This is a genomic window from Clostridium sp. ZS2-4, from assembly GCF_026719745.1.
Lineage (GTDB): Bacteria > Bacillota > Clostridia > Clostridiales > Clostridiaceae > Clostridium_H.
Window position 1 is genome coordinate 22,206 of the sequence record NZ_JAPPRQ010000009.1, and the last position, 26,656, is coordinate 48,861.

Here is a 26,656-nt window from a genome sequence, read left to right on the forward strand (position 1 = left end):
CAAAAAAATATTAAATAAGCCTTTGTTTATAATTATAAATATGGTAATATATATTTGGTAAGTTTGCTTTAAGGCAAAATACATAAAAATATAAAAAATGGAGGGGTTTATTATGGCATTTAAAATTACAGATGCATGTGTAAGCTGTGGAGCTTGTGTTTCAGAATGTCCAGTAGGAGCTATAAGTCAAGGAGATGATCAATTCAATATTGATGCAGGTTCTTGCATAGATTGTGGAGCTTGCGCTAATGCTTGCCCAACAGGAGCTATAGTTCAAGAATAATAAAAAGTCAAAATGTAAGTTGCTTTAAGCAACTTACATTTTTTTTGTCTATAAATAATTCATTATTTAACTAATTGAATTTATTAATGTCAAGGTATATGATAAAAATAATTATCATTATAACTTTTTTATATTCATAGATTTAATTTTTAATAGAGACGAACACAAATATGAAAAAAATTTATATTTGTGTTCGTCTCTATTTTTCATTAATTGTATAGGGAAAGTCTTAATTCTATTCTTCAGGTACAGGAGCACCAACAGGGCATACATTCGCACATGCACCACAATCTATACAAGTATTTGGATCTATAACATAGTATTGATCACCTTGGCTAATAGCATTAACAGGACATTCGGGTTCGCATGCTCCACAGCTTACACAAGAATCTTTAATTATAAAAGCCATAAAAAAACCTCCTCAACTCAAACTTATTTTCACATTTATATAATGTACTTTTAACAGATATTATATACCTATTTAATTAAAACAAATATAATATATAATTTCATAATGCAAACAATATAATACACGCAATAAGTGGCTAAAAAAGTACAATAAATGGAATATGAGGGAGAGATAATAAGTGAATAAGGAACTAATGAATAATTTCTTTCATAGAATAGATAAATTTGATGATAAAAACTATTTGTTATCGTTTATAGCATATAACACAGCACCTGCTATAGCAAAACAAAAAGCATCATATCTTATAATTTTTCATGAAAAAGGAAAAAGAAATTTATATAATTTATGGGAAAAATATAAAAAAGATGTGAAAAAAGAAATTAGTATGAGTGTTTATGAATTGAAAAGATTTTACAACAGTACGGCAGTACTTTTCTATAATGAAGAAGATATAAGTAAAATATTAAGTGAATATAGATATGTAAAGTTTTTAAAGGAACTAGGTTATAGTACCCAGATGTCTGTAGAGGAGAGTTTGCTAATGTTGAAAAAAAGATATAAAACAGTATGTCCCCATGAAATTGGAGTATTTTTAGGATATCCGATGGAAGACGTTATTGAATTCATTAAAAATCCTGATAAGCAGTGTTTAATGTTTGGATATTGGAAGGTTTATCATAATAATGACTATGCAAAGAAAATTTTTCAAGAATATGATCAGTGTAAAGAAAAAGTTGCAAGTCTTGTATTACAAGGAGTTGAACCTAGCATAATAATGAATATTTAAAAGTAAATGATTAAGCTAGGATGGAGTTGATGAGTGAAACTTTAATAAGTACGTTTATGAGTACAATAAATATACATCATGATAAAAATTACTTAATTTCAACAATAGCATGTAGAATACATCTATGTTTCAGCTCAATTTTTTTGAAACTATTTTGTAATATATTTAATAAAAAAATGATATACAATATATTGGTGAAAATGTAACAAAAACACTGTATTCGATTATATTGACAATGAAAAAATGGAATGATATACTAAAGAATTGTAATGAAAATTTATAAAGTAGGTGAAATAGTGGATTTCAAAGGAAAGGTAGTATTGATTACTGGCGGCAGCAGAGGAATTGGAAAGAGCATAGCAGTAGAATTTGCAAAGCTTGGAGCTAGTGTAGTTATAAATTATAAAAGTAATAATGATGCTGCTGAAGAAACCCTATGTGATATTAAGGCTTTAGGTGGTTATGCAGTGGCTATAAAAGGAGACATTAGTGACTATAATTTTGTAAAGAATATGGTAGAGGATATAATTAACAAATTTGGAAAGATAGATATACTTGTAAATAATGCAGGAATATCTAAAATAGGTCTTTTTATAGATATGCAAGAAGAAGACTTTGATGATGTTATAGGAACTAATTTAAAGGGGATTTTTAATACATGTCATAATGTTTCAAAATATATGCTTAATAAGAGAAATGGTAATATAATTAATATTTCATCTATTTGGGGTGGGGTAGGTGCTTCATGTGAAGTGTTATATTCTGCTTCAAAAGGAGGAGTTAATTCTTTTACAAAAGCTCTTGGAAAGGAACTTGCGGCATCAGGCATAAGGGTTAATGCGGTACAACCAGGAGTTATAGATACAGAGATGAATAAATGGTTATCAAAAGAAGAAAGACACAGCTTAATAGAAGAAATACCTATGATGAAATTTGGAGAAGGGGATGATATAGCAAAACTTGTTACATATTTAGCAAGCGACAATGCTAAATATGTTACTGCACAAGTCATAACTGTAGATGGAGGATATATATAAAGTTAATTTTGAAAATAAGAATATGATTAGGTAAAGGGGGAGTTTAGTATGTTGAATTCTTTTAAGAAAAAAATAATAGCAGGTTTTATTTTAGTAACAGTTATATGTGGAGTATTACTTACGTCAATTTCACTATATGAGACAAATAAAGGCCTAACAGATCAAATGGAAAAAACAGGTCAAACTATTGGTAAAATTGCTAGACAGACTGTAAGCAAATTAAAAGTTGAAGATGTAAGTACAATGAGTAAAATATTTAGTGAAATTCAAAATGAGAGCAGTAAAGATATTGCATATATATCTTTTGCAGATGAGAATACTAAATTGTTAGCTCACAGTGATTCTTCGAAAATAGGAACTACTGGAGCAAAAGATGAGATGTTTGATAGAGCATTGAATGGTGAAACAGTAGGTGGATATTATAAAAGAGCGGATGGAGAATGGGTATATAATGTTTCTATGCCTTTTTATGATGAAGATAAGGTTGTTGGAATAATTTCAGTAGGAATTTCTACAGAAGAAATGAATGTAATTTTTAAACAATATGTAAAATGGGTACTAATTGTAGCCTTTATAATACTAGCAGTATCATTGACAATAGGTATTATATTGGCAAGAAATATAGTAAAACCATTAAATTTAGTTGTAAGAAGAATGGAAAAAGTAGCAGATGGAGATTTTACTATAGAATTTCATGCTAAATCCGATGATGAAATTGGAAACCTTATGAAGGCTTTAGATTATGTAATGCATACATTAAGAGATTTAATAGGCGGAATACAGATTGCTGCAGGCAATCTGGACAGTGTTTGTCAGAATCTTTCTGCTTCATGTGAAGAGATTGCAGCTTCAGGAGAACAAGTATCAAAAAGTGCTGAAGAGGTTGCCAATGCATCAAGTGAACAAGCAGTTGGTGTTAGTGATACTGCTGAATATGTAGAGAATTTTTCAAAACAATTAGATTTAATACATAATGGAATAGATAAGGTTGCAAAGAACAGTAATAATATTAAAAAGTCAGCGGATATAGGAGGAAAGGATCTTAAATCACTTGTTTCAGTAATAGATGATATGAAGTTAGCCTTTGAGAATTCAGCAGAAAAAATTGCTTTCTTAGATAATAATGTAGGTAAAATAACAGAGGTAATGGATGTAATAAATGCAGTTGCAGAACAAACTAATCTTTTAGCTTTAAATGCAGCTATTGAAGCAGCTAGAGCAGGAGAAGCAGGAAAAGGATTTTCAGTAGTTGCAGATGAAATAAGAAAGCTTGCTGAGCAGGTTTTAGAATCTTCAAAGAGTATTACTGAACTTGTCCAAACAATAATGGCTAATACAAAAGAAGTTTCTCAAACTACTGAACTGGTATCAAATAAGATGAAAACAGAAATGCAAACAGTAGGTAGTACAGTAGAATCATTCAAACATATAGTTAATCAGGTTGAAGAAACTTTACCACATATAGAAAATGTGTATATGGCAGTAGATAAGTCAATTAAAGAAAAAAATAGAATTGTTGAAAAAATAGAAAATATAAATTGTGTTTCGCAGGAAACAGCAGCATCTACTGAAGAAATTGCAGCTTCAGTAGAATCTCAATCAGCTTCAGTGGCAGAACTTTCAGCTTCAGCAGAAGAGTTAACCAGTATGGCAGATGAATTTGCACAGAAAGTTAGCAGATTTAAGATAGAAAAATTTAGTGAACAGGAAGGAAAATAAAATAAGAAAATATAAAAATGAGTAAAAATATATATTATTAAATTAGCTACAATTATTCTTATAAGTATAGAAAGGACAGCAACTTTAATAAATAATCTGTCGAAAAATAAGTTTATAAATTTATTGAATAGAGAATATTAATATGTTAAACTTAAGTGAAGAATAATACAGCGATTAAGATATCATTACAGGGCATTTAGGAAACTTCATTTAAGCAGTATAGTTTTGATAAAGTGAATCGCAATTTAAAAAAGAGGAGATAGTTATAATGGCAGATAAAACATTAGTATGTAAAGATTGTGGAAAAGATTTCTTATTTACTGAAGGAGAACAAGCATTTTACAAAGAAAAAGGTTTTGAAAATGATCCTGTAAGATGTCCTGATTGTAGAAAAAAAAGAAAACAACAAAGAAATAATAATAATAGAAGATAATATGTTAAAATGAATGACTGTTGTAATACAACAGTCATTTTTATAATTCACGTTTCATAATCTTGTCTATGATTTCATTAGGTATGTCTAAATTCACATCAAATTGCATTGAGTATTTAATTCCCCATTGATATATACCATAAAGAACAGGAACAATAGTTTTACCATATTCAGTAAGACTGTATTCTACTTTTGGAGGAACTTGAGGAAATACTTTTCTGTTTATAAGACCATCTTCCTCTAGTTCACGCAATTGTTGGGTTAACATTTTTTGAGTTACACCATTGAGTCTTCTTTTCAATTGACTAAATCTAAGAGTTCTGTTTCTCAAATTCCACAGGATTACACCCTTCCATTTTCCGCCTATTATATCCATAGTAAGTTCCATGCCACAAAGATAAGTTTTTTCTTGAATTTTTGACATAAATCAACCTTCTTTCTCATTAGTATCATTTTAGACAGTATAGATTATAGAAACATCTATATAACTTAAATAATAATACACAGTTTTTTATATTATAACATAAAATAAAAAACTGTGTATGGTTAAAACTAGAATTAACATTATTCATATATTAGGTTATTCGGATTTTTGTTTTATAAGATAAAATGTTATATAAATAAAATAATTACATTTCTAAAAGGAAAAATAGTGTAGAATATACAAAAGTATTAATAATAGTATTTGAAAATGATAATATGTGGTATTATAATGTTAGTAATTATACTAGTTTAGTTATAATTATCAATTATTATAACTAAAGCTGTATTTCAAGGTAGGTGAAAGAGCATGAAAAATATCAAAAATAGTGAGGCTTTAAAGCTTTTTATTGAAAATTTACCTGAATTAGCTTTTGTTAAGGATAGAGATACAAGAGCATTATACTTGAGCAGAGAATTTGAAAATCTGCTAAAAGAGCCGCTAAAAAATATAATTGGAAAGACTAATGAAGAAATTTGGCAAAAAGAAGTAGCGTGTGAAATGACTAAGAATGACTTAGAAGTTTTTAAATTGAGCAATGGACAATACTTGACAACTGAAGAAGAAATATATATATATGGAAAAAAGTTGATATATAAAGGGTATAAATTTCCAATTGAATTTGATGATAAAGAGAAGTTGATAGGTGGAATTATTGTAGATATAACTGAGACTAAGGAAAAAGAAAAAAAACTTAGAGAAAGTTACGAAGCACTTTCTGCTATATATGATGATTTAACTGCAACTGAGAAAGAACTGAGGATTAAGTATAATAAACTTCAGGAAAATGAAGAGTTACTTAGAAAAAATGAAGAAAGATATGAACTGGCATCTGTGGCTTCTAAAGACGGAATGTATGATTGGGATACCAAAAATGATACAATGTTTTATTCTAAAACTTGGAAAAAAATTATTGGGTATGATGAAAATGAGTTAATAGATATATGTGAAATTTTGGAAAAATCAATATATCCAGAAGATAGAAAAACTGTATTAAGTATTAGAAATAAATATCTTAACAGAGAGATTGATAAATATAATATAGAGTATCGCTTTAGAAAAAAAGATGGTTCTTATATTTGGATACAGGACAGTGCTATTGCTATGTGGGATAATGAAGGAAAGCCTGTTCGTGTTGTGGGCACATATACTGATATAGATAAAAGAATAAAAAGAGAAAAAACAATTTTTAATATGGCGTACTATGATTCACTAACAGGACTGCCTAATAGAAGATGTTTTGAAAAAATATTAAAAAAGGCTTTAGAATTTAGTAGGAATTCAAATAAAGCCAGTAAGGGTATAGTTCTGTTCTTAGACTTAGATAATTTTAAAAATATAAATGATACTTTAGGTCATGATATCGGGGATAAATTATTAGAGATCATCGCCAATAGACTAAAAGAAGTGATAAGAAAAGAAGATACTATTTCAAGATTTGGCGGAGATGAGTTTTTGATACTTCAGCCTGATATAAATACATATGAAGAAGCTGTAGAAAGCGCTAATAAAATTATAGACATATTTAAAGATTTGTGGATATTAGGAGAACATAAGCTTTATATTACTCCTAGTATAGGAATTACAGTATATCCTGATGATGGAGAGGATGTAAATATAATCTTAAGAAATGTAGATACTGCAGCATATGATGCAAAATTCTCAGGGAAGAATAGATACACATTTTTTAAAAAATCAATGTTTGATCAAGTGCTTAGAAAGACAGAAATTGAAAAAGCTTTAAGGGAAGCTGTAAAAAATGATGAGTTTGAGTTGTATTATCAACCTCAGATAGAAGTAAGTACAGGAAGAATAGTTAGTCTTGAAGCACTTATAAGATGGACAAATCCTGAGTTGGGTTTTATTTCGCCAATGGAATTTATCCCCATAGCAGAAGAGACAGGTCTTATTGTTGATATTGGAGAATGGGTAATAAGAACTGCATGTAAGCAAAATAAAGAATGGAAAAACAAAGATTATTTTTATGATACTATTGCAGTTAATGTGTCCTCATTGCAATTAAGACAAAGAGGGTTTGTAGATTTAGTAAAAAATATTCTTACGGAAACAGGATTAAAACCAGAGTTTCTTGAACTTGAAATTACAGAAAGTGTACTTATGGAATCCTTGGAAAAAAGTATTGAAATACTCAATGAATTAAGAAAAATAGGAGTCAAAACAGCGTTAGACGATTTTGGTACAGGATATTCTTCACTAAATTATTTAATAAATATACCAATTGATACTCTTAAAATAGATAAAACATTTATAGATGATGTTTGTACTAATTATAGTCAAAAGTCAATTATAGAAGGAATTATAATTATTGCTCATGAGATGGCTTTAGATGTAGTTGCCGAAGGGGTAGAGATTCAGGAGCAGTTAAAAATATTGGCAGATAAGAAATGTGACAAAATACAAGGATATTTCTTTAGTAAACCATATGAAGCAAATGAGATAGAAAAAATTTTACAAAAAGGATTTTTTACAGTAAGCATATAAGCTTGCTGTTTTTTTTCAAAAAAAACACTAGCGTACATTTATTCAATCTAATAATAAATGTACGCTAGTCATAAAACTGATTAATTTCTATTTCCAAGTATCTAACTCCTCTTATAGTTAATATGTTTTGGTGGAATCACCCCAATCCTTTTAAATTTTCCTATTGGTTATATAAATTTGCAACACCTCCATCTATATTTTTGTTTGGTTTGTTTATATATTTATAATACATCATTAATTTAAAATTGTCAATATTCTGAAAATAAAAAAGGTATAAAATTTTAAAAGATGAGAATGTATTTATAGATATTATGTTGAGTTTGAATAGTGAAAAAAATTTTTTATTGATTTATAATATATTTTATACTGAGATGTTCGAAGATTGAGAATTGTTAAATAAATAAAATTTGGTATTTAGGAGAGAAAAGTAATGAAATATATGAATTTTTCTAATGCTAGTTGTAAAAATTGTTATAAATGTTTAAGGTCGTGTCCTGTTAAGGCAATAAGATTTAAAAATCAACAGGCAGAAATAGTAGAAGAAAGGTGTATTGGATGTGGACATTGTCTTGAAGTATGTCCGCAAAATGCTAGAGAAATTGTAAGTGATTTAGAAAAAGTAAAAAATTTAATAGCTAGTGAAAAAAATGTTATAGCAAGTATAGCTCCATCCTTTCCAGGATATTTTAATATAGAAGAAGGGAAAATAGTTGCTGTTTTGAAAAAATTAGGATTTGATTTTATTGAGGAAACTGCTGTGGGTGCAGAAATTGTATCAAATTTCTATAGTGAATATGTTGAAAAGAATAAAGATACTGCTTATATAACTACCTGTTGTCCTTCTGCTAATTATTTAGTAGAAAAATACTTTCCAGAATTAGTTCCATACATGATTCCAGCAGTTTCACCTATGATTGCTCATGGACAAATATTAAAAAGTATCTATGGTAAAGAAAGTTTTGTGATATTTATAGGGCCATGCGCTGCAAAAAAAATTGAAGCGGGAAGTGTAAAAAATAATAAGTTTATAGATGCAGTTTTAACCTTTGAAGAAATTAATCAATGGATTTTAGAGTCTAAAATTGATATGGAAGAAATTAAAAGAGAAGAGATTAATAAGTGTGGAGAAAAAAGAGGTCATAATTATCCGGTAGATGGAGGAATTATTGAAGCTGTAAAAGATGAATTAGAAAAAAAACAACTTCAAGGAATTTCAGTAAGTGGAACAGAAGATTGTATTAATATATTAAAAAGTATGAAAAGTGGAACTTTAAAATCAGTATTTGTTGAGATGAGTGTGTGCAAAGGTAGTTGTATAGGTGGATCTAATATGGTTAATAATCAACAGGATTATTATGAAAAGTTACAAAAGGTAAAGAAATATATCAAAAAAAGAGAAAATGCTTCCAAAGATAAGAAATTTGATAAGAATACACTTAAAGTTTTAACAAGCTATATAAATTTAAATAAGAGTTTTAGGGACAAAAGCATAAAAATAGCTAATGTAGAGGAAGCCGATATAAAAAGAATAATGAGAGAAATGGGCAAATTTGAACCTAAAGATGAATTGAATTGTGGAGTATGTGGTTATAATACTTGTAGAGAAAAAGCTAAGGCCATTTATCAAGGAATGGCAGAGACAGATATGTGCCTTCATTTTATGAGAAGTAAAGCTGAAAGATTAACTAACGTAATCTTTGAAAATACTGCCAGTAGTGTTATATTAATAGATGAAGAGTTAAATGTTAAAGAGATCAATCCGGCAGCACAAGAAGTTTTTATGGTAGAAGCTGAAAATATAAAAGGTAAACCTGTAGCAGCACTAATTAATGATGAGGACTTTAGAAAAGTTAAAGAAACAGGTAATAGCATAATTGGTAAAAAGGTTGAGTATCCACAGTATAATGCTGTTTTTATAGAAAATATAGTATATCTTCCTAAACAGAATTTAGTTTTAGCTTCTATGATAAATATTGTTGAGGAAGAGAAAAATAAGGAAGAATTAATAAGAGTAAAAGAAAATACCTTAAATGCTGCTGAAGAAGTAATAGAAAAGCAGATGAGAGTAGCTCAAGAAATAGCAGGATTACTTGGAGAAACTACAGCAGAAACAAAAGTTATATTAAACAAGTTAAGAAAAGTTGTTGCAGGAGAAGATAAACACTAAAAACGTAAAAAAGATAAAATTTTAGGAAAAGGTGATTATAGTGATGGACATTACAGTATGCGTAGGAAGCACATGTTATCTTAAGGGGTCTTATAATGTAATAAATGGATTGAAGAAGTTAGTAGAAGAAAATAAACTTGAAGATAGAGTAGTTATTAAAGGGGCTTGCTGTCTTGAAAACTGCTGCAAGCCAGTTTCTATAAAAGTTGATGATGGTCCTGTTCTTTCAGTTGATGAGAGCAGTTTAGAGGTATTTTTTCAAGAAAATATTATAAGTAAATTGCAAAAATGACAAAATGAGTTAGGACAAAAGGGGGAATAGTTAGTGAATTATATAAATTTTTCTAAAGCCAGTTGTAAGAACTGCTATAAATGTTTAAGAGCATGTCTGGTAAAAGCAATTAAATTTGAAGAGGGACAAGCTGAAATTGTACAGGAAAGATGTATTGCATGTGGTCAGTGTATGGAAATTTGTCCTCAAAATGCTACAAAGGTTGTAAGTAATTTAGATAGAGTTAAAGAAGCAATAGTAGCTAAAAGAAAGGTTATTGTAAGTGTAACTCCATCTTTTGCGGGATTTTTTAATGTAGAAGAGGGAAAAATAGTAGCTGCATTGAGAAGAGTGGGTTTTTCATTTGTTGAAGAAAACGATTTAGGAACAGATGTTTTGGCTCATTATTATGAAAAATATTTAAATGAGAATAAACTTGAAAATTATATAACTACTTTTTGCCCTTCTGCAAATTCATTAATACAAAAATATTATCCTGAATTAATTAAATATATGATTCCAGTAGTTTCACCCATGATTGCACAGGCTATGCTGCTAAAGAGAGTATATGGAGAAGATTGTTTTATTGTATTTATAGATCCATGTATTGCTAAAAAAATTGAAGCTAATGAGTTTAAAAATGAAAAAATAATCGATGCAGTTTTAAATTTTAATGAAGTTAATAGATGGATATATGAAGAAGGAATAAAATTCGATGAACTTAAATCTGAAAAATTTGATAGGAATATCCACAGGAAGGGAAAGAGTTTTTTATTAGAAGGAGAAGTAATTAACTCGATTCAAAATACCATACTGGAAAATCAACTACACTCTATCATTAGTAGTGGAACAGAAGAATGTATTGAGATATTGGACAGTATTCAGATGGGAGCTATTAAAGGTGTAGTTGCAGAGCTAAATATTTGCAGAGGCGGATGTATAGGTGGACATAATATGATGAAGAATAAAAAACAATACTATAGTAGACTTCAAAAAACTAAAGAATATATAAAGAGAAAAGAATGCAGGGAAAAAGATAATACTTTTAATAATGCAGAAATTATAATAGAAAATATAAACTTCCGTAGAGAATTTGAAGACAAGAGTTTTAAAAGACTAGTAGCAGGGGAAAAAGATATAGAGAAAATTATGAAGCGCATGGGTAAATTCACAAAAGAAGATAAACTTAATTGTGGGGTATGTGGATATGATACTTGTAGAGAAAAAGCACAAGCTATATTCGAAGGTATGGCTGAAACAGACATGTGCTTACATTTCATGAGAAGTAAGGCAGAAAGTTTAAGTAACGTAATAATTGAAAATACAGCTAATAGTATTATAATGGTAGATGGCGAAATGAATGTTGTAGAAATAAATCCAGCTGCTCAGCAGAGTTTTATGGTAAAATATGAAAATATTTCGGGTAAGCCATTGAGTTTGTTAATAGACGACTCTGATTTTAGAAAAGTTAAAGAAACAGGTGAAAATATAGTAGGTAAGAAAGTGTTTTATAACCAATATAATGCTGTATTTATGACAAATATAAATTATCTTCATAAACAAGATTTAATTTTAGCGACTATGACAAATATAATGGAAGAAGAAAAGAATAAAAGAGCATTAAACAGGGTTAAGAAAAATACTATAAATGCTGCACAAGAGGTAATAGAAAAACAAATGAGAGTTGCTCAGGAAATTGCAGGGGTTCTTGGAGAAACTACAGCAGAAACAAAGGTGATTTTAAATAAATTAAGGAGAATTGTTGAGGGAGAGGAGGATGATATTGAGTGAGTTTATTCATAGATATTGCTTATGACAGCTTAATAAAATATGAAGAAGAACTTTGTGGTGATAATGTAGAAATCGTTAAGCTGGAAGACAGTATTATTGTAGTTATGGCAGATGGGCTTGGAAGTGGAGTTAAGGCTAATATATTGTCTACACTTACAACTAAAATTGCAGCTACTATGTTAAAAGAAGGAGAAGATATTTATGAAACTGTGGATACAATAATAAATACTCTCCCAGTATGTAAGGTTAGAAATATTGCATACTCAACTTTTACTATTTTGAAAATATATAATGATGGTAGAGTTTTTGCAGCTGAATATGATAATCCCCCCTTATTTATTATAAGAAATAATGAAAGTTTAAAATTACCTAAAAAGGAACTGAATATAAAAGGAAAGAAAGTTTTTGTTAGTGATTTTATGGCAAGAAAAGGTGATGTTCTGGTTGCAGTAAGTGATGGAGTGATTCATGCAGGAATAGGGCAAGTATTAAACCTAGGATGGACATGGGACAAGGTAGATAATTATTTGGAGAGAAGCTGCTTTAGAAAAAAATCTGCTAAAAATATCTCAAGAGATTTAGTAGAAGTATGCTGGGATTTATATGGAAAAAAGCCAGGAGACGATACTACTGTGGTAGCAATTAAAATAAGAGAGCCGGAATATATTGATTTATTTACGGGGCCACCAGTAAATACTGCCAATGACAGCTATGTTATAAAAAAAATTATGCAAGGCAAAGGTAAAAAAATTATATGTGGTGGAACTGCTGCAAATATTGCAGCAAGGGAATTGAATAAGAAAATAACAGTGAATATGGATGTTCTCTATAAAGACGTTCCGCCAACATCAAGCATGCAGGGGATTGATTTGATAACAGAAGGAGTTTTGACTTTAAGTAAAGCTGTAGATAAGTTGAAAAATGGGATGGAGTGTTATTCACAGAGCGAAATTATTTATAATATTGCAGAAAAAGATGGAGTTTCTCTTTTGGTAAAAATGTTATTAGAGGACTGCACACATTTAAATTTATGGGTTGGAAGATCGGTAAACTTAGCACACCAAAACCCAGATTTTCCTACGGATTTAAATATAAAGCTGAATTTAGTAGACGAACTATGTGACCTTATGAAAAAGTTAGGCAAAAAGGTAAAAGTGAATTATGTATAAGTTTTAATTTGTGAAATAAAATATTGACATAACGAATAAAAAAATATATAATGTGAACTAATATGAAAATGTAATATTTCTTATCAAGAGAGGTGGAGGGACTGGCCCTGTGAAGCCCGGCAACCAGTATGATGTTTTATAACACGTACAATGGTGCTAAATCCTACAGCAAAAGCTGAAAGATAAGGATCTATAGGCAAAAACCAGACCTAAAGGATATCCTTTAGGTCTTATTTTTTTTATTAAGAATCAGGGGCATAGATAAAATTACTATTTAGTAATAAGTTGAGGAGTGTGATGATTTTCAATTAGCTAAATTTTCATAGATTAAATAAATAGGGGGGCATTTCATGCATATAAAAGATATATTTTCAAAAAAGAAACCTGTAATTTCATTCGAAATATTTCCACCAAAAAAGGCGTCATCTATAGATACTATATATAAAACTATAGATGCTTTGGCGCCGTTGAATCCAGACTATATAAGTGTAACATATGGGGCAGGAGGAAGCACAGTAAATAATAAAACTGTGGAAATAGCATCAATAATAAAGAATAAATACAATATAGAAGCTTTAGCACATTTGACATGTATAACATCTACTAAAAGTGATATAAACAATATATTAGAGGAATTGAAAAAAAATAATATTAATAATGTATTAGCTCTTAGAGGAGATATTCCAGAAGATACTGATTTCCAATTTCCTAATCCACTGAATTTTGGGCATGCTGTGGATTTAGTAAATCATATAAAAAATACTGATGATTTTTGTATAGGAGGTACTTGCTATCCAGAAGGTCATATTGAATGTGAAAATATTGAAGAGGATTTATTGTATCTAAAAAATAAGATAGATGCAGGTACAGATTTTCTTATAAGCCAGCTATTTTTTGATAATAACTTTTTTTATGATTTTAAGACAAAGGCTGATAAATTAGGTATAAATGTGCCAATTGAGGCAGGTATTATGCCAGTTATAAATAAAAAACAAATAGAGAGAATAGTATCTTTATGTGGAACTCATATTCCAGAAAAATTCATTAAAATAATGAACAGATATGAAAATAATCCTGAAGCTTTAAAGGATGCAGGAATTGCTTATGCTACTGAACAGATAATTGACTTATTGTCTTCTGGAATAGATGGTATTCATATTTATACTATGAACAATCCAGAGGTTGCAAAGAGAATAGTTCAAAACATATCATCTATTGTATATGCATTAAATCGTAATGTTGTTATTTAGTTTAAGAACAAGGGGAGGAATTTTTGATGCCACAAGTAGAAAGCTTTCAATTAGATCATAGAAAGGTAGCGGCACCTTATGTAAGAAAATGCTGTACATTAACTGGTGAACAGGGAGATGTAGTATCAAAGTTTGATTTAAGGTTTGTACAACCTAATAAAGAAGCTATACCAACTGCTTCACTACATGCGCTTGAGCATCTTTTAGCAGGATTTTTAAGAGAGCATTTGGATAAAATAATTGATATATCTCCTATGGGATGCAGAACAGGATTTTATCTTATCCTTTGGGGAGATGTAGAGCCGAAAGTTATTAAGGAGGCGTTAGACCTTTCTTTAAGACAAGTATTAGATGCAGAAGAAATCCCGGCAGCTAATTATATACAATGCGGCAATTATAGAGATTTATCTTTATTTGGGGCAAAGGAATACGCAAAGTATGTATTGGATAAAGGCTTTAGCACTAACTTTTATAGATAAAAAGTAACTATTATTTTGAGAAGAGGGAATTGTTTGAATATTGATAAAAAAGAAGTATTACGCTATTTAGGACATAAAAATCAAATAGTTGAAAAGTCTATAAATTTATTAATAGATGAATGTATAGATGAGATTAAGAAATATGTAAGTTTAAACTTTAACTTTAAAGTATTTGATATAGTTAAAAATATAAAAGGGGTAGAAGTATTAAATAGCAATTTAGTATTTGAAGGTAGGGATATTGAAGAACACCTTAAATATTCTGAACAATGTGCTGTTATGGCTATAACTCTAGGAAGTTTAGTGGATGAAAAGATAAGATATTATGAAAAATTTAATTTGACAAAGGCCTTAATTTTAGATGCCTGTGCTACTACTCTGATAGAAAGTGCCTGTGATGAAGTACAAGAGGAAATTAGAAAGCAGGCTTTGAAAACAAATCTAGGAATAACTTATAGATATAGTCCTGGATATGGAGATTTTCCAATAGATATTCAGAAGAATATATTGGATATTTTAGAGGCACAGAAAAAAATTGGTCTTTCTGTTACAGAGGACAGTATTCTAATACCTAGAAAGTCAGTAACTGCAGTAATAGGATTTCAAGATAGAAATATTATAAGTGAACATCCGGGATGTAAAAGCTGCAGTAGGAATAAAAATTGTGAGTACAAAAAAGGGGGCAACTACTGTGGAGATTAAGGATATACTTAGCAGGAAATTTATATTTTTCGATGGAGCTATGGGTACTATGCTGCAGAACAGAGGGCTTAAAGCAGGAGAAATACCAGAACTTTATAATATATTACATCCAGAAATAATAAGGGATATTCATGAAAAATATATCAAATCAGGGGCAGATATAATAACTACTAATACTTTTGGAGCTAATGAATTAAAACTTAAAGAAACAGGATATTCTGTTGAAGAAGTTATAAGCAAAGCTGTAGAAATTGCTAAGGAAGCTAAAAAAGATAATAAGAATAAATATGTTGCGTTAGATATAGGACCTACTGGTCAGTTATTAGAACCAATAGGCACACTTAAATTTGAAAAAGCCTATGAAATATTTGAAAGACAGGTAAAAGCAGGCGTAGAAGCAGGCTGTGATCTTATTTTAATTGAAACTATTTCAGATCTATATGAAGCAAAAGCGGCAGTTCTTGCTGCAAAAGAAAACAGCAGCTTGCCAGTATTTTGTACTATGACCTTTGGAGAGGATGGAAGAACCTTTACAGGGACTGATCCACTTACTATGGTTATGGTTTTACAAGGGCTTGGAGTTGATGCTTTGGGATTAAACTGTTCTCTTGGACCAAAGGAAATGCTGCCAACAGTAGAAAAAATTCTGGAATACTCGTCAATTCCTGTTATGGTGCAGCCAAATGCAGGGCTTCCAAGGGTTGAGAATGGTGAAACTATATATGATATTACTCCAGAAGAATTTGCCTATTACATAAAAAGTATGGGTCAAAAGGGAGTATCTATTCTGGGTGGATGTTGTGGAACAAATGATGATTTTATAAGAACAATTATAGAGGAGTTAGGAGAATTAAAACCTTTAGAGGTAAAAGAGAAGAACATTACAGCTACAAGTTCATCTTCTAAAACTGTAATTTTAGGTGAAGGGGCAAAGGTTATAGGAGAGAGGATAAATCCAACAGGAAAGAAAAAGTTTAAAGAAGCTCTTAGAAATAATAATTTAGATTATATATTGACGGAAGCTATTAATCAGCAGGAAGCTGGTGCAGATATATTAGATGTAAATGTAGGGCTTCCTGAAATCAATGAAGAAGAAGTAATGGTAAAGGTTATTAAGGAAATACAGTCTATTATAAATTTACCTCTTCAAATAGATAGTTCCAGTGCAGAAGTTATAGAAGCTGCTGCTAGAATTTATAATGGAAAACCAATGATAAATTCAGTAAATGGTAAAAAAGAAATTATGGAAGAAATATTTCCTATTGCTAAAAAATATGGGGCCTGTGTTGTAGGACTTACATTGGATGAGAGCGGAATTCCTGCTAAAGCTGAAGAGAGAGTTGAAATTGCTGAGAGAATTATAAATACAGCTAAAGAATATGGAATAAAAAAGGAAGATATACTGATTGATTGTTTGGTGCTAACAGCGTCAGCTCAACAGCAAGAAGTTATAGAAACAATAAAAGCCGTAAGAATGGTAAAAGAAAAATTTGGAGTTAAAACACTTCTTGGAGTAAGTAATGTATCCTTTGGATTACCAAACAGGGGATTATTAAATAAAACGTTTTTGGCTATGGCTTTATCACAAGGCTTGGATGCTCCAATATTAAATCCTAATAACAAAGAAGTCATGGATACTATAAATGCTTTTAAAGTGCTTTCCAATGATGATAAAGAGGCTAAGGAGTATGTAAAGATATATTCTCAAACAACCGAGAATAAGGATGTTACGATTCAAAATCAGGATAAGACTTTAAGAGAGATAATTGTAAAAGGGATAAAAGAGGAAGCTGCAGCAAGGACAAAAGAATTACTAAAAACAAAAGCCAGTATAGAAATTGTGGATGAATATTTAATACCAGCTTTGGATATTGTTGGTAATAAATATGAAAAAGGTGAAATATTCTTACCACAGCTTATACAGTCAGCAGAAACAGTAAAAAAAGCCTTTGAAATTATAAAAGAAAAAATGCTTCAAGACAATCAGGGAACAATTTCAAAAGGGAAGATTATTTTAGCCACAGTAAAAGGTGATATACATGATATAGGTAAAAATATTGTCAAGGTTATCCTTGAAAATTATGGTTTTGATGTTATAGATTTAGGCAAGGATGTTCCAATAGAAATGGTAGTAGAAACTGCTAAAAGAGAAAACATAAAGCTTGTTGGACTTAGTGCACTTATGACAACTACAGTAAAGAGTATGGAGGAAACTATAAAGGCTCTTAGAGAAAATAATGTAGAATGCCAAGTGTTCGTAGGAGGAGCTGTGCTTAATCAAGAATATGCAGATATGATAAAGGCAGATTACTATGCAAAGGATGCTCAGGAAGCAGTACAAATCGCACGAGAAGTATTTCAAGGGAATGGTAAGTTATAGTAACCAGTAGGTTTTATCAAATAAAAAATTACAAACTAAAAAGAAACTGTAGCTTAGCTTATAAAATTAAAATAAACTAAGTTACAGTTTTTTATTGCTGGGTACAGTATATGAAAATATTTGTATAAATTAACAATCTGATTATTGTTGCTAGAACCTTCCAGATAATCTTTTTTTGTTATTTATATTTATTAAAAATTGATTTGCATCGTCATCATAAGAAGTATTTTCAATTAAATTTTCAAGGTTTAGATCCTTATTCCAAAAAACTACTAGCAAAGTTTTATCTTTATTGTAAGGATTTTTAGCTACAAAACTTCCACTTACATTAGAATTATATATATTTGTATCTTCCATAGTTAATGAGTATTTAGTTAATGAAATCGGAAGGCTTGTATTTAATGAATTTAGTGTTGCGTTAGTCCAAGGGTTACCTATTAGTATTAAGTTATTACTGTGCATTTCTTCAGAAGTTAAATCTTTATCAAATTTTACAATCAGATTATTATCTATACCTAAATTTTCACATTGTGATTTAATATTTTCAATAAAATTGTCTATAGATTTAGTAAGGTCTTCAGACAAATTAGAAGGTTTAACTATATAAATTTTTTCTCCAAGAATTGCTTTAGTTTGAATACTAAGTAGGGAAAGACCGTATGTTTTTTCTCTTTGTAAAATATCTGCTTTTAATCTTTCTCTATCTATTAATTCTCTTTCTTCATCAGAAACAGCTATGTTTTCAGGAGAATAGTTTTTAGAAGTTATAGCAGTATGCATAGCCGTTCTAACATCCTTACCAGCAACTTCTTCAATTGTATTTAGAAGACCATCAATTGTTGCATTTTTATATTCATATTTTTTGAAATAAGTTTGGAGAACCTTTAAGAATTGTTCATCTCCAACTCTTTGTCGTAAGTCTTCAAAAGCTAAAGGTCCTTTATTATATATTGTTTGGCTATAATCCATCCATGAATTGAATTTATCAACACTTGTATTGAGCGCACGGTCGTTTCCATAGCTGCGGTAAGGATACATTCTGAAATTTATAATTGTTCCAGCAGGACAATATTTGCCGTATTTTTGTTCAAAATAGTAAGCTGTGGAGTATACAGTTAAGGATTCATCTAAGAAAGATTGTTTAAATTCATTATTTCCAACCAAAGAAAACCACCATTGATGACCGGTTTCATGAACAGCAGCTTCAATTTCAAAAGGTATATAACTTCCTAGTTCATAGGATAAATTTTCAGTATCAAAGTGGTAGTTACCCATTTGGATAAGTTGAGGATATTCCATAGCACCACCACTAAGGTAAGTTTCGACAACATCGTATTCTTCGAATGGGTATTTCCCAAATTTATTGCTGAAAAAATCTAAAGAATCTGCTGCAGCTTCAAGAATTATAGAAGCTCTCTTTTTTGATGAATTTTTGTCTTCACCCTTTTCCTCATAATAGAAGCTGTTTACTTTAGTGCCATTAATCTGTTTAGATATAATCTTAAATTTAGGGCTCATAACAAACACAAAGTCTCTAACATTTTCTGCTTTTATGTTTATGGTTTTAATATCATTTTTATAGCTTATATTTTTATCTACACCAGTAGAAGCCACTTTCATATCTTTAGAAACATTTAATGTAACATCATAGTTTGAAGAGTTTGCATAATTGGATTCTCCAACAGGATGGAAAGGATTTTCATCCCATCTATTAGTTTGTGAATCATAAATTGATAAAATTGGATACCAGTTAGTAAAGGAATATATATCTTCAAAATATCCCATACGATCAGTACCAAATGGAAGTTTAAATGTAAACTCAATATATACTTTAGTTTCTTCATTTATTATGATAGCTTTATCAAGATTAAGTTTAAGTACTTGATTATCTTGAGTAAAATTAACTTTTTTATCATTTACAAAAACTTTAGTTATGGTTATATCGCCTACTTCATCTTTAGATAATTCTTCAGGTTGTCCGCCAATTCGAGGTTTAGTTTCAGCTTTGTTGTAAGCATCAGGATAAAGATGAAATACTATATTTTTTAAGGAAGTATTATAAGTATTTTTGAAAGTAACGGTTTCGTTAACGGTAAGTGTTTTGGTGCTTTCGTTGAAGGAAGCATTAATTTTATAATTGTTTGTTCCTTCTTTTGCAAAAGCAGTAGGAAGCTTGATGCATAACAGTAACAACAAAGTTGTTAAAAAACACGTAAAGTTTTTAAGTTTATTATTTTTCATAATATTATTGCTCTGAAAATTGAGCAATTCCCCCCTTTTTCATATAATCTTATTCATATAAATGTAAATAATTAAATGATTTACATTTATAGCTAAATATTAGCATAGTTCATTGTGAAATTATACTTAAAACAATAAATTTAATGTAAATTTAAGAAAAAAAAATCAGAGCGTAGATTATTTCTACGCTCCGTCTGCAATGTACTTAATTTCTTATCTCTTTGTATAATGTGTATGAAGAAGTTTATGAGCTTTTTCACCATATGGTTCGCCCAAAAACTCTTTATATAATTTATCTATATATGGATTATCATGAGATTTCCTTAACGCTTTATTTTTATCTTCTTTATAAAGGGCTTCGATTCTTTTTTCTAATACTTCACTATTTGCTTGGCTATAAGGTTGTCCGCCACCGCCTATACATCCACCAGGGCAAGCCATGATTTCTATCATATGATAGTTTGATTCACCAGATTGGATAGCTTTTAGAAGCTTACGAGCATTTCCAAGACCATTTGCAATAGCTACTTTTACATCCATATCTTTTATTTTGATTGTAGATTCCTTTATTCCTTCAAGGCCACGTACAGCTTTAAATTCTAAATTAGGAATAGACTCTTTAGTTATCCATTCATAAGCTGTACGTAATGCTGCTTCCATAACTCCACCAGATGCACCAAATATTACACCAGCACCTGTAGATTCACCAAGAGGAGAATCAAAATATTCATCTTTTAATGAAATAAAATGAATACCCGCTTCTTTTATCATTTTAGCAAGCTCTCTTGTACTTATAACAATATCTACATCTTGTATACCATTAGTATTCATTTCAGGTCTTGCAGCTTCATATTTTTTAGCAAGACAAGGCATAACTGAAACTACTACTATGTTCTCAGGATCTATATTCATTTTTGCAGCAAAATAAGTTTTTGCTATTGCACCAAACATTTGTTGTGGAGATTTACATGTAGATGGAATATCTAAAAGATCACTAAAATCATGTTCAATGAATTTAATCCATCCAGGGCAGCAGCTAGTTAACATTGGAAGTCTTCCACCATGGTTAACTCTGTGTAAAAATTCGCTAGCTTCTTCCATTATAGTTAAGTCTGCTGCAAAATCTGTATCGAATACCTTATCAAAGCCAAGTGCACGAAGAGCAGATACCATTTTCCCTGTTACAGGTGTACCAGGTTCAAGACCAAATTCTTCTCCAAGAGCAGCACGAATTGCAGGTGCAGTTTGTACAATAACTACTTTATCTTCATTATTTATTGCATCCCATACTTGTGAAACATAGTTAACTTCAGTTAAAGCACCAGTAGGACAGACTGCTACACATTGACCACAGAAAGTACATTTTGTTTCTGACATAGGAAGGTTAAAAGCGGGACTGACAATAGTATTAAAGCCTCTATTCATAGCAGATAATACACCTACAGTTTGGATTTCACTACAGACTGTTTCACATCGTCTGCAAAGTATGCATTTATCCATATCTCTTATTATTGAATGACTTGAATTATCCTTAGGAAATGTTGTTTTTTCCCCTTGATATTTTATTTCATGTATACCTAAGTCAGCAGCTAGTTTTTGAAGTTCGCAAGATGTATTTTTTTCACATAATAAACAATCTTGAGGGTGATTTGAAAGCATAAGTTCTACAATGTTTCTACGGGCTTTAATAGCTCTTATAGAGTTAGTTTTTATAACCATTCCTTCACTAACAGGAGTTGAACAAGATGGAGCTAAGTTACGTCTTCCTTCTACTTCAACAACGCAAACTCTACAAGAACCAGGATGATTTACAGTTTTATTATCGTGCAGTTTTAAATGACATAATGCAGGTATATCAATATTAAGTGTTTTTGCTGCTTCTAAAATAGTTGTACCTTGTTCTACTTGAACTTGTCTATTATTTATAGTTAGAGTTACTAGACTCAAATCTTACACCTCTTCCTTTATAATATTACTACTTAATTTATTATTTTTTTATTATTGCGCCAACTGGACATGCACTGTAGCATTGACCACATTTGATACACTTTTCTTGGTCAATAATGTGTTTTTCTTTAACTTTTCCACTAATACACGACATAGGGCATTGTCTTGCACATTTAGTACATCCTATGCAGCCACTTGTGATTTCATATTTAAGAAGATTACTGCAAACACCAGCAGGACAGCGTTTTTCGTATATATGAGCTTCGTATTCATTCATGAAATATTTCATAGTGCTTAGAATGGGATTCGGGGCAGTTTGTCCAAGTCCGCAAAGAGAAGTATCTTTTATTGTTTCACTTAATTCTTTTAAATTTTCTAAATCTTGGGCTGTACCTTTGCCAGCTGTTATTTTTTCGAGAGTTTCAAGCAAACGCTTATTTCCTATACGGCAAGGAGTACACTTTCCACAGGATTCTTCAACAGTAAAATCAAGATAGAATTTAGCAATATCAACCATACAATTATCTTCATCCATAACAATCATACCACCGGACCCCATCATAGAGCCTATAGAGGATAATGATTCATAATCTATAGGGATGTCTAGAAATTGTTCTGGTATACATCCACCGGAAGGTCCGCCAGTTTGCACAGATTTAAATTTACGGCCATTTTTAATTCCGCCGCCAATTTCATAGATAATCTCTCTAAGAGTTGTACCCATAGGAACTTCCACAAGACCGACGTTATTTATTTTTCCAGCAAGAGCGAATACCTTTGTTCCTTTAGAAGTTGCCGTACCGATTGAACTGTACCATTCTGGACCGTTGTTTATAATAGCAGGTATATTAGATAGAGTTTCAACATTGTTTACACATGTAGGTTTGTCCCATAATCCGTTTTCAGCAGGGAATGGAGGTTTGTTTGTAGGTTCACCTCTGCATCCTTCAATTGAGTGAATTAATGCAGTTTCTTCTCCACATACAAAAGCTCCTGCACCATATTTTATTTTAATATCAAAGCTAAAGTCACTACCTAAAATATTATTTCCAAGAAGGCCATATTCATGTGCCTGGCTTATAGCCGTTCTTAATCTTTGTATTGCAAGAGGATACTCTGCTCTTATATAGATACATCCTATAGAAGCCCCAATAGCGTATCCTGCTATAGCCATAGCTTCAAGAACACTGTGAGGGTCTCCTTCTAAGATAGAACGATCCATGAAAGCACCTGGATCACCTTCATCAGCATTACAGATTATATATTTTTGGTCAGCATTGAACATTTTTGCAAAAGACCACTTTCTACCTGTAGGGAAGCCGCCGCCTCCACGTCCACGTAATCCAGAATCAGAAATTAATTTAATGACATCATCACCAGTCATTTCAGTGAGTATTTTACCAAGAGCAAGATATCCATCTTCTCCTATATAGTCAGTAATTTTTTCAGGATTTATTAATCCACAATTTCTAAGAGCAATTCTCATCTGCTTTTTGTAGAAAGACATTTCATTTTGTTTCTGTACTTTTTCTCTGATAGTAGGTTCAATATATAGAAGTCTTTCAACTACTTCACCTTTAAGCAAGTGTTTTTGGATAATTTCTTCTGCATCTTCTGGTGAAACATGAACATAAAAAACATTATCTGGAGCTACTTTTACTATAGGACCTTTTTCACAGAATCCAAAACACCCTGTTATAGAAATATGTACTTTATCCGATAATCCAGCTTTTTCTACTTCCAGCTTTAAATTTTCTAATATTTCATCACTTCTAGAGGATTTACAACCAGTACCTCCACAGATTAGTATCTCTCTTTTTGAGCTAGTATTTTTACTGCACACTTCGATATCTTCAGATAATTTACGCATATCAACTAAATCTTTGTATTTATCTCTGAGTGTTTTAAGTTCTGCAATTGAATTAATTTTACTCAAGGTTTATCCCTCCAATTCAGCATAATCTTGTAATACTTTACTTACCATATCAGTTGTAAAATGACCATAAACCTTATCATTTATTGTAACGACTGGAGCAAGACCACAGGCCCCTACGCATCTTAACACATCAACAGTAAATTTTGAATCTTGTGTAGTTTCGCCTGCTTTTATATTTAGCTGCTTTTCAAATTCTTTTAATACGTCTCCAGCTCCCTTTACAAAACAAGCTGTTCCCATACAGATACTTATTACATATTTACCTCTTGGTTCTGTAGTAAAATAAGAATAAAAGCTTACAACACCACATACTTTTGCAACATTGATATTTAATTTTTTAGCTACAAATCTTTGAACCTCTTCTGGAAGATAACCAAATAATCCTTGAGCCTTATGAAGTACCTCAATTAATGCGCCTTGTTTATCTTCAAGAGTATCAATGAAATATTCTAATTCTTGAAACTTTTCATTAGCTAAAATATTTGTACACACTACTTTTACCCCCTCAATCATAAATAAATTTGATAAAAAAATAACATTATAAAAACAAAAAAATGTAATGGTGAAAATGTAAAAATATTAAAACAACCCTAAACAAAAGGAATATTCGGAAAATTTAAAACGTTTTCATAAAGTTGTATTTGAAATATTTTTTTAATATTTTTACATAAAAATAATTATACTAATTTACTTACAAGGTCATTTTTATTATACAAAGTATTAACTAATATAAAATTCTATTAACGTTAAAAAAATCCTTCAAATTTACAAAAAAAATAATAGATATAGAATTTGAAAAGTTAAAAGTTCAAACTTAGAATAAAATATTATCTTAGCGAATATATGTTTCAATAAATTGAAAAAAGTGTATAAATAGTATATAATTTATGGTAAATAAAGGAAAAACAAAAGTTAAAATAAAAGATGGTTTTATTCAATAAGTATTTCTGAGAACGATTTCTTGAATGAAAAGGGGGAACGTCAGTGAATAACAAAAATTTAAAAAATAATAGCAGCTATATTTTTGATGGATGGAAAATCATTGAAAAAGAATTTAATGTTAAATATAACTTTTTAGAAGAAGTAGTATTTTATCTTGGAAATGGATATATAGGAATAAAGGGTGGTTTTGAAGAAGGGGATTATGAACAAAAAGGTACGTATATTAAGGGAATATATGATGTACAATCTAATGTAGATAGTGAAGAAGCATGTGCTTATTTTGGGCAAAATGAAAATATATTTAATGTAATTAATGAGAAAATTATAAGGATATATATAGAAGATGAAGAATTCAATATGCTGAAAGGTACTATATTTGAATATAATAGAACGCTTGATCTGAAAGAAGGAATTTTACATAGACATTTAATTTGGCAATCACCAAAAGGAAAAAGAGTAGAGATTAACACTAAAAGAATGGTTAGTTTTGAAAATATACATTTAGCAACTATTTCATATCAGGTGATTCCACTTAATTTTTCAGGAAAAATTAAAATTATATCTTCTATAGATGGAGATATTACAAATAGTGTAGAGGAAAAAAAGTTAAAATCAGCTTCAACTTTAAAGAAAAAAAGCTTAAATGTATTAAAAAAAGAAGTGATAAAAAGCTTTGGAGCAATAACTTCAGAAACCACTACCACAAAGTTTGTAGTAGTTTGTGGTATGGAAAATCAGCTTTTATGTGAAGGAGAATCTGAAGTAGCAGCTAAGGAATATGATAAAAAAATAGAAGTAGTATATACAATGGACGGTAAGGTAAATAAAAAGATAGAATTTAACAAGTATATTTCATATTTTACTTCAAAAGATTGTCCAAAAGAAAAATTACTTATAAAGGCTAAAGATATGGTACAAAAATCCAAAAAAACTGGATTAAGTACAATAGAGGCCTCTCAAAAGGAGTTTTTACAAGAATTCTGGGGTAAATTTGATGTAGACATAAAACATGATACATTCATAAATCAAAAAATTAGATTTAATGAATTTAGTTTATTGCAGCGTAATGGAAAAGCGTATACTTTATTAAAGTAATATATATATGTTTAAAATAAAATTACTCCATAGCTTTTATGAATTTTAGTAGCAAAATTCATAAAAAACCATATTTTACTAATGTAGTAGTAAAAATATGGAGGTATATAAATTGTACAACAATAATAATATGGAAGAAATTAATTACATGATGCCTTTTGAAATATCAGATTATATGTACATGCCAAGAACTATAGATCCTATTGTAGAGGATTTGTCATCACTGGAAGTAGATAAAGATGAAAAAGAAGAAGAATATAGAGAGAAGAACAGCAAGAACAACGGAGATAAAGATTATTATGGTGATAAAGATTATTATGACAAAGATTATAATTATAGAGATGTTGAGAGAATATGTAGAATGATAGAAAGATATAATCCAGGAATTTTGAGGACTATGGTAAGGTATGGGGTACCTTATCCAGTAGCAAAAAGATTATGTGAAAGAATTGTAAGACTTACTCTTAGATATTATAAGGATTAAAAAAACAGAGTACATTTATGCAAATAGCATAAATGTACTCTGTTTTTGGGTTGGAAATTTCGAAATATTAAGAAAATTATTGACAAAATGGAAAAAATTTACTATCATTTTAATATGAGGTTTATTTTGATAAAAGTAAAGGGGGATTTTG

The 26,656-nt window shown here is 30.0% G+C and carries 22 protein-coding genes and 1 riboswitch; of the genes, 16 read left to right on the plus strand and 6 right to left on the minus strand.

What is annotated here, in order from left to right; all coding sequences use genetic code 11:
* The first annotated feature begins 112 nt into the window (after window positions 1–112).
* Window positions 113–283: a DUF362 domain-containing protein gene (locus OIO11_RS00675; RefSeq protein ID WP_268069402.1), complete on the plus strand. Its 171-nt coding sequence runs from the start codon at window positions 113–115 to the stop codon at window positions 281–283.
* A 235-nt stretch (window positions 284–518) separates the two neighbouring features.
* Here the strand turns inward: OIO11_RS00675 and OIO11_RS00680 are convergent, their stop codons facing one another.
* The gene (locus tag OIO11_RS00680; RefSeq protein ID WP_268069403.1) at window positions 519–692 is read right to left on the minus strand and encodes a DUF362 domain-containing protein; all 174 of its coding nucleotides are present in this window, start codon (window positions 690–692) and stop codon (window positions 519–521) included.
* A 178-nt stretch (window positions 693–870) separates the two neighbouring features.
* On the opposite strand from OIO11_RS00680, the gene OIO11_RS00685 reads away from it, so the two are divergent.
* The 4 genes from OIO11_RS00685 (at window position 871) to OIO11_RS00700 (ending at window position 4,668) form a co-directional block, all read left to right on the plus strand.
* The gene (locus tag OIO11_RS00685) at window positions 871–1,479 is read left to right on the plus strand and encodes a DUF3793 family protein (protein ID WP_268069404.1); all 609 of its coding nucleotides are present in this window, start codon (window positions 871–873) and stop codon (window positions 1,477–1,479) included.
* Between the two features lie 269 nt (window positions 1,480–1,748).
* Window positions 1,749–2,516 (plus strand): elongation factor P 5-aminopentanone reductase, encoded by a 768-nt coding sequence (ymfI, locus tag OIO11_RS00690; RefSeq protein WP_268069405.1) that lies wholly within the window; start codon window positions 1,749–1,751, stop codon window positions 2,514–2,516.
* Between the two features lie 48 nt (window positions 2,517–2,564).
* The gene (locus tag OIO11_RS00695) at window positions 2,565–4,235 is read left to right on the plus strand and encodes a methyl-accepting chemotaxis protein (RefSeq protein WP_268069406.1); all 1,671 of its coding nucleotides are present in this window, start codon (window positions 2,565–2,567) and stop codon (window positions 4,233–4,235) included.
* 268 nt (window positions 4,236–4,503) lie between these two features.
* Window positions 4,504–4,668, plus strand: a complete 165-nt coding sequence (locus OIO11_RS00700; RefSeq protein ID WP_268069407.1) for a zinc-ribbon domain-containing protein — start codon at window positions 4,504–4,506, stop codon at window positions 4,666–4,668.
* Window positions 4,669–4,708: 40 nt separating this feature from the next.
* Here OIO11_RS00700 and OIO11_RS00705 read toward each other — a convergent pair whose 3' ends face one another.
* Window positions 4,709–5,092, minus strand: coding sequence for a winged helix-turn-helix transcriptional regulator (locus OIO11_RS00705; RefSeq protein WP_268069408.1), 384 nt, complete (start codon window positions 5,090–5,092; stop codon window positions 4,709–4,711).
* Window positions 5,093–5,458: 366 nt separating this feature from the next.
* Here OIO11_RS00705 and OIO11_RS00710 point away from each other — a divergent pair, with 366 nt between their 5' ends.
* From OIO11_RS00710 to OIO11_RS00750, 9 genes are all read left to right on the plus strand, one after another.
* The gene (locus OIO11_RS00710) at window positions 5,459–7,651 is read left to right on the plus strand and encodes a sensor domain-containing protein (RefSeq protein ID WP_268069409.1); all 2,193 of its coding nucleotides are present in this window, start codon (window positions 5,459–5,461) and stop codon (window positions 7,649–7,651) included.
* 430 nt (window positions 7,652–8,081) lie between these two features.
* A complete protein-coding gene (locus tag OIO11_RS00715) occupies window positions 8,082–9,818 on the plus strand; it encodes a [Fe-Fe] hydrogenase large subunit C-terminal domain-containing protein (protein ID WP_268069410.1) in 1,737 nt (578 codons plus the stop codon).
* A gap of 43 nt (window positions 9,819–9,861) precedes the next feature.
* Entirely contained in the window at window positions 9,862–10,110 is a 249-nt protein-coding gene (locus tag OIO11_RS00720; protein WP_268069411.1) for a (2Fe-2S) ferredoxin domain-containing protein, read from the plus strand.
* 33 nt (window positions 10,111–10,143) lie between these two features.
* A complete protein-coding gene (locus OIO11_RS00725) occupies window positions 10,144–11,880 on the plus strand; it encodes a [Fe-Fe] hydrogenase large subunit C-terminal domain-containing protein (protein WP_268069412.1) in 1,737 nt (578 codons plus the stop codon).
* Window positions 11,877–13,049 (plus strand): SpoIIE family protein phosphatase, encoded by a 1,173-nt coding sequence (locus tag OIO11_RS00730; RefSeq protein WP_268069413.1) that lies wholly within the window; start codon window positions 11,877–11,879, stop codon window positions 13,047–13,049. The genes OIO11_RS00725 and OIO11_RS00730 overlap by 4 nt, the downstream gene beginning before the upstream one ends.
* A 77-nt stretch (window positions 13,050–13,126) precedes the next feature.
* A riboswitch (SAM riboswitch) is annotated at window positions 13,127–13,238 on the plus strand.
* Window positions 13,239–13,399: 161 nt separating this feature from the next.
* Window positions 13,400–14,299, plus strand: a complete 900-nt coding sequence (gene metF / locus OIO11_RS00735) for a methylenetetrahydrofolate reductase [NAD(P)H] (RefSeq protein WP_268069414.1) — start codon at window positions 13,400–13,402, stop codon at window positions 14,297–14,299.
* A gap of 26 nt (window positions 14,300–14,325) precedes the next feature.
* Window positions 14,326–14,778, plus strand: a complete 453-nt coding sequence (locus OIO11_RS00740) for an S-ribosylhomocysteine lyase (RefSeq protein WP_268069415.1) — start codon at window positions 14,326–14,328, stop codon at window positions 14,776–14,778.
* Between the two features lie 33 nt (window positions 14,779–14,811).
* A complete protein-coding gene (locus tag OIO11_RS00745) occupies window positions 14,812–15,480 on the plus strand; it encodes a vitamin B12 dependent-methionine synthase activation domain-containing protein (protein ID WP_268069416.1) in 669 nt (222 codons plus the stop codon).
* Window positions 15,470–17,860 (plus strand): homocysteine S-methyltransferase family protein, encoded by a 2,391-nt coding sequence (locus OIO11_RS00750; protein ID WP_268069445.1) that lies wholly within the window; start codon window positions 15,470–15,472, stop codon window positions 17,858–17,860. Before OIO11_RS00745 ends, OIO11_RS00750 begins: the two co-directional genes overlap by 11 nt.
* Window positions 17,861–18,010: 150 nt before the next feature.
* Here the strand turns inward: OIO11_RS00750 and OIO11_RS00755 are convergent, their stop codons facing one another.
* From OIO11_RS00755 to OIO11_RS00770, 4 genes are all read right to left on the minus strand, one after another.
* Window positions 18,011–20,101 carry a M1 family metallopeptidase gene (locus tag OIO11_RS00755; protein ID WP_268069417.1) on the minus strand — a complete coding sequence of 697 codons (2,091 nt, stop codon included), beginning with the start codon at window positions 20,099–20,101 and terminating at the stop codon, window positions 18,011–18,013.
* Window positions 20,102–20,314: 213 nt separating this feature from the next.
* On the minus strand, window positions 20,315–22,048 hold the full coding sequence (locus OIO11_RS00760) for an NADH-dependent [FeFe] hydrogenase, group A6 (RefSeq protein ID WP_268069418.1): 1,734 nt from the start codon (window positions 22,046–22,048) through the stop codon (window positions 20,315–20,317).
* A gap of 40 nt (window positions 22,049–22,088) precedes the next feature.
* Entirely contained in the window at window positions 22,089–23,984 is a 1,896-nt protein-coding gene (locus tag OIO11_RS00765) for an NADH-quinone oxidoreductase subunit NuoF (protein ID WP_326497903.1), read from the minus strand.
* Window positions 23,985–23,987: 3 nt separating this feature from the next.
* Window positions 23,988–24,476, minus strand: coding sequence for an NADH-quinone oxidoreductase subunit NuoE family protein (locus OIO11_RS00770; RefSeq protein ID WP_268069419.1), 489 nt, complete (start codon window positions 24,474–24,476; stop codon window positions 23,988–23,990).
* A gap of 492 nt (window positions 24,477–24,968) precedes the next feature.
* On the opposite strand from OIO11_RS00770, the gene OIO11_RS00775 reads away from it, so the two are divergent.
* The gene (locus OIO11_RS00775; protein WP_268069420.1) at window positions 24,969–26,021 is read left to right on the plus strand and encodes a hypothetical protein; all 1,053 of its coding nucleotides are present in this window, start codon (window positions 24,969–24,971) and stop codon (window positions 26,019–26,021) included.
* Between the two features lie 112 nt (window positions 26,022–26,133).
* Window positions 26,134–26,505 carry a hypothetical protein gene (locus OIO11_RS00780; protein ID WP_268069421.1) on the plus strand — a complete coding sequence of 124 codons (372 nt, stop codon included), beginning with the start codon at window positions 26,134–26,136 and terminating at the stop codon, window positions 26,503–26,505.
* The last annotated feature ends 151 nt before the right edge of the window (window positions 26,506–26,656 follow it).

Coding starts and splice junctions, on each gene's coding strand:
- OIO11_RS00695 (WP_268069406.1), top strand. CDS start 2,565: ATGTTGAATTCTTTTAAGAAAAAAATAATAGCAGGTTTTATTTTAGTA.
- OIO11_RS00740 (WP_268069415.1), top strand. CDS start 14,326: ATGCCACAAGTAGAAAGCTTTCAATTAGATCATAGAAAGGTAGCGGCA.
- OIO11_RS00715 (WP_268069410.1), top strand. CDS start 8,082: ATGAAATATATGAATTTTTCTAATGCTAGTTGTAAAAATTGTTATAAA.
- OIO11_RS00710 (WP_268069409.1), top strand. CDS start 5,459: ATGAAAAATATCAAAAATAGTGAGGCTTTAAAGCTTTTTATTGAAAAT.
- ymfI (WP_268069405.1), top strand. CDS start 1,749: ATGAAAATTTATAAAGTAGGTGAAATAGTGGATTTCAAAGGAAAGGTA.
- OIO11_RS00720 (WP_268069411.1), top strand. CDS start 9,862: ATGGACATTACAGTATGCGTAGGAAGCACATGTTATCTTAAGGGGTCT.
- OIO11_RS00675 (WP_268069402.1), top strand. CDS start 113: ATGGCATTTAAAATTACAGATGCATGTGTAAGCTGTGGAGCTTGTGTT.
- OIO11_RS00700 (WP_268069407.1), top strand. CDS start 4,504: ATGGCAGATAAAACATTAGTATGTAAAGATTGTGGAAAAGATTTCTTA.
- OIO11_RS00705 (WP_268069408.1), bottom strand. CDS start 5,092: ATGTCAAAAATTCAAGAAAAAACTTATCTTTGTGGCATGGAACTTACT.
- metF (WP_268069414.1), top strand. CDS start 13,400: ATGCATATAAAAGATATATTTTCAAAAAAGAAACCTGTAATTTCATTC.
- OIO11_RS00680 (WP_268069403.1), bottom strand. CDS start 692: ATGGCTTTTATAATTAAAGATTCTTGTGTAAGCTGTGGAGCATGCGAA.
- OIO11_RS00755 (WP_268069417.1), bottom strand. CDS start 20,101: ATGAAAAATAATAAACTTAAAAACTTTACGTGTTTTTTAACAACTTTG.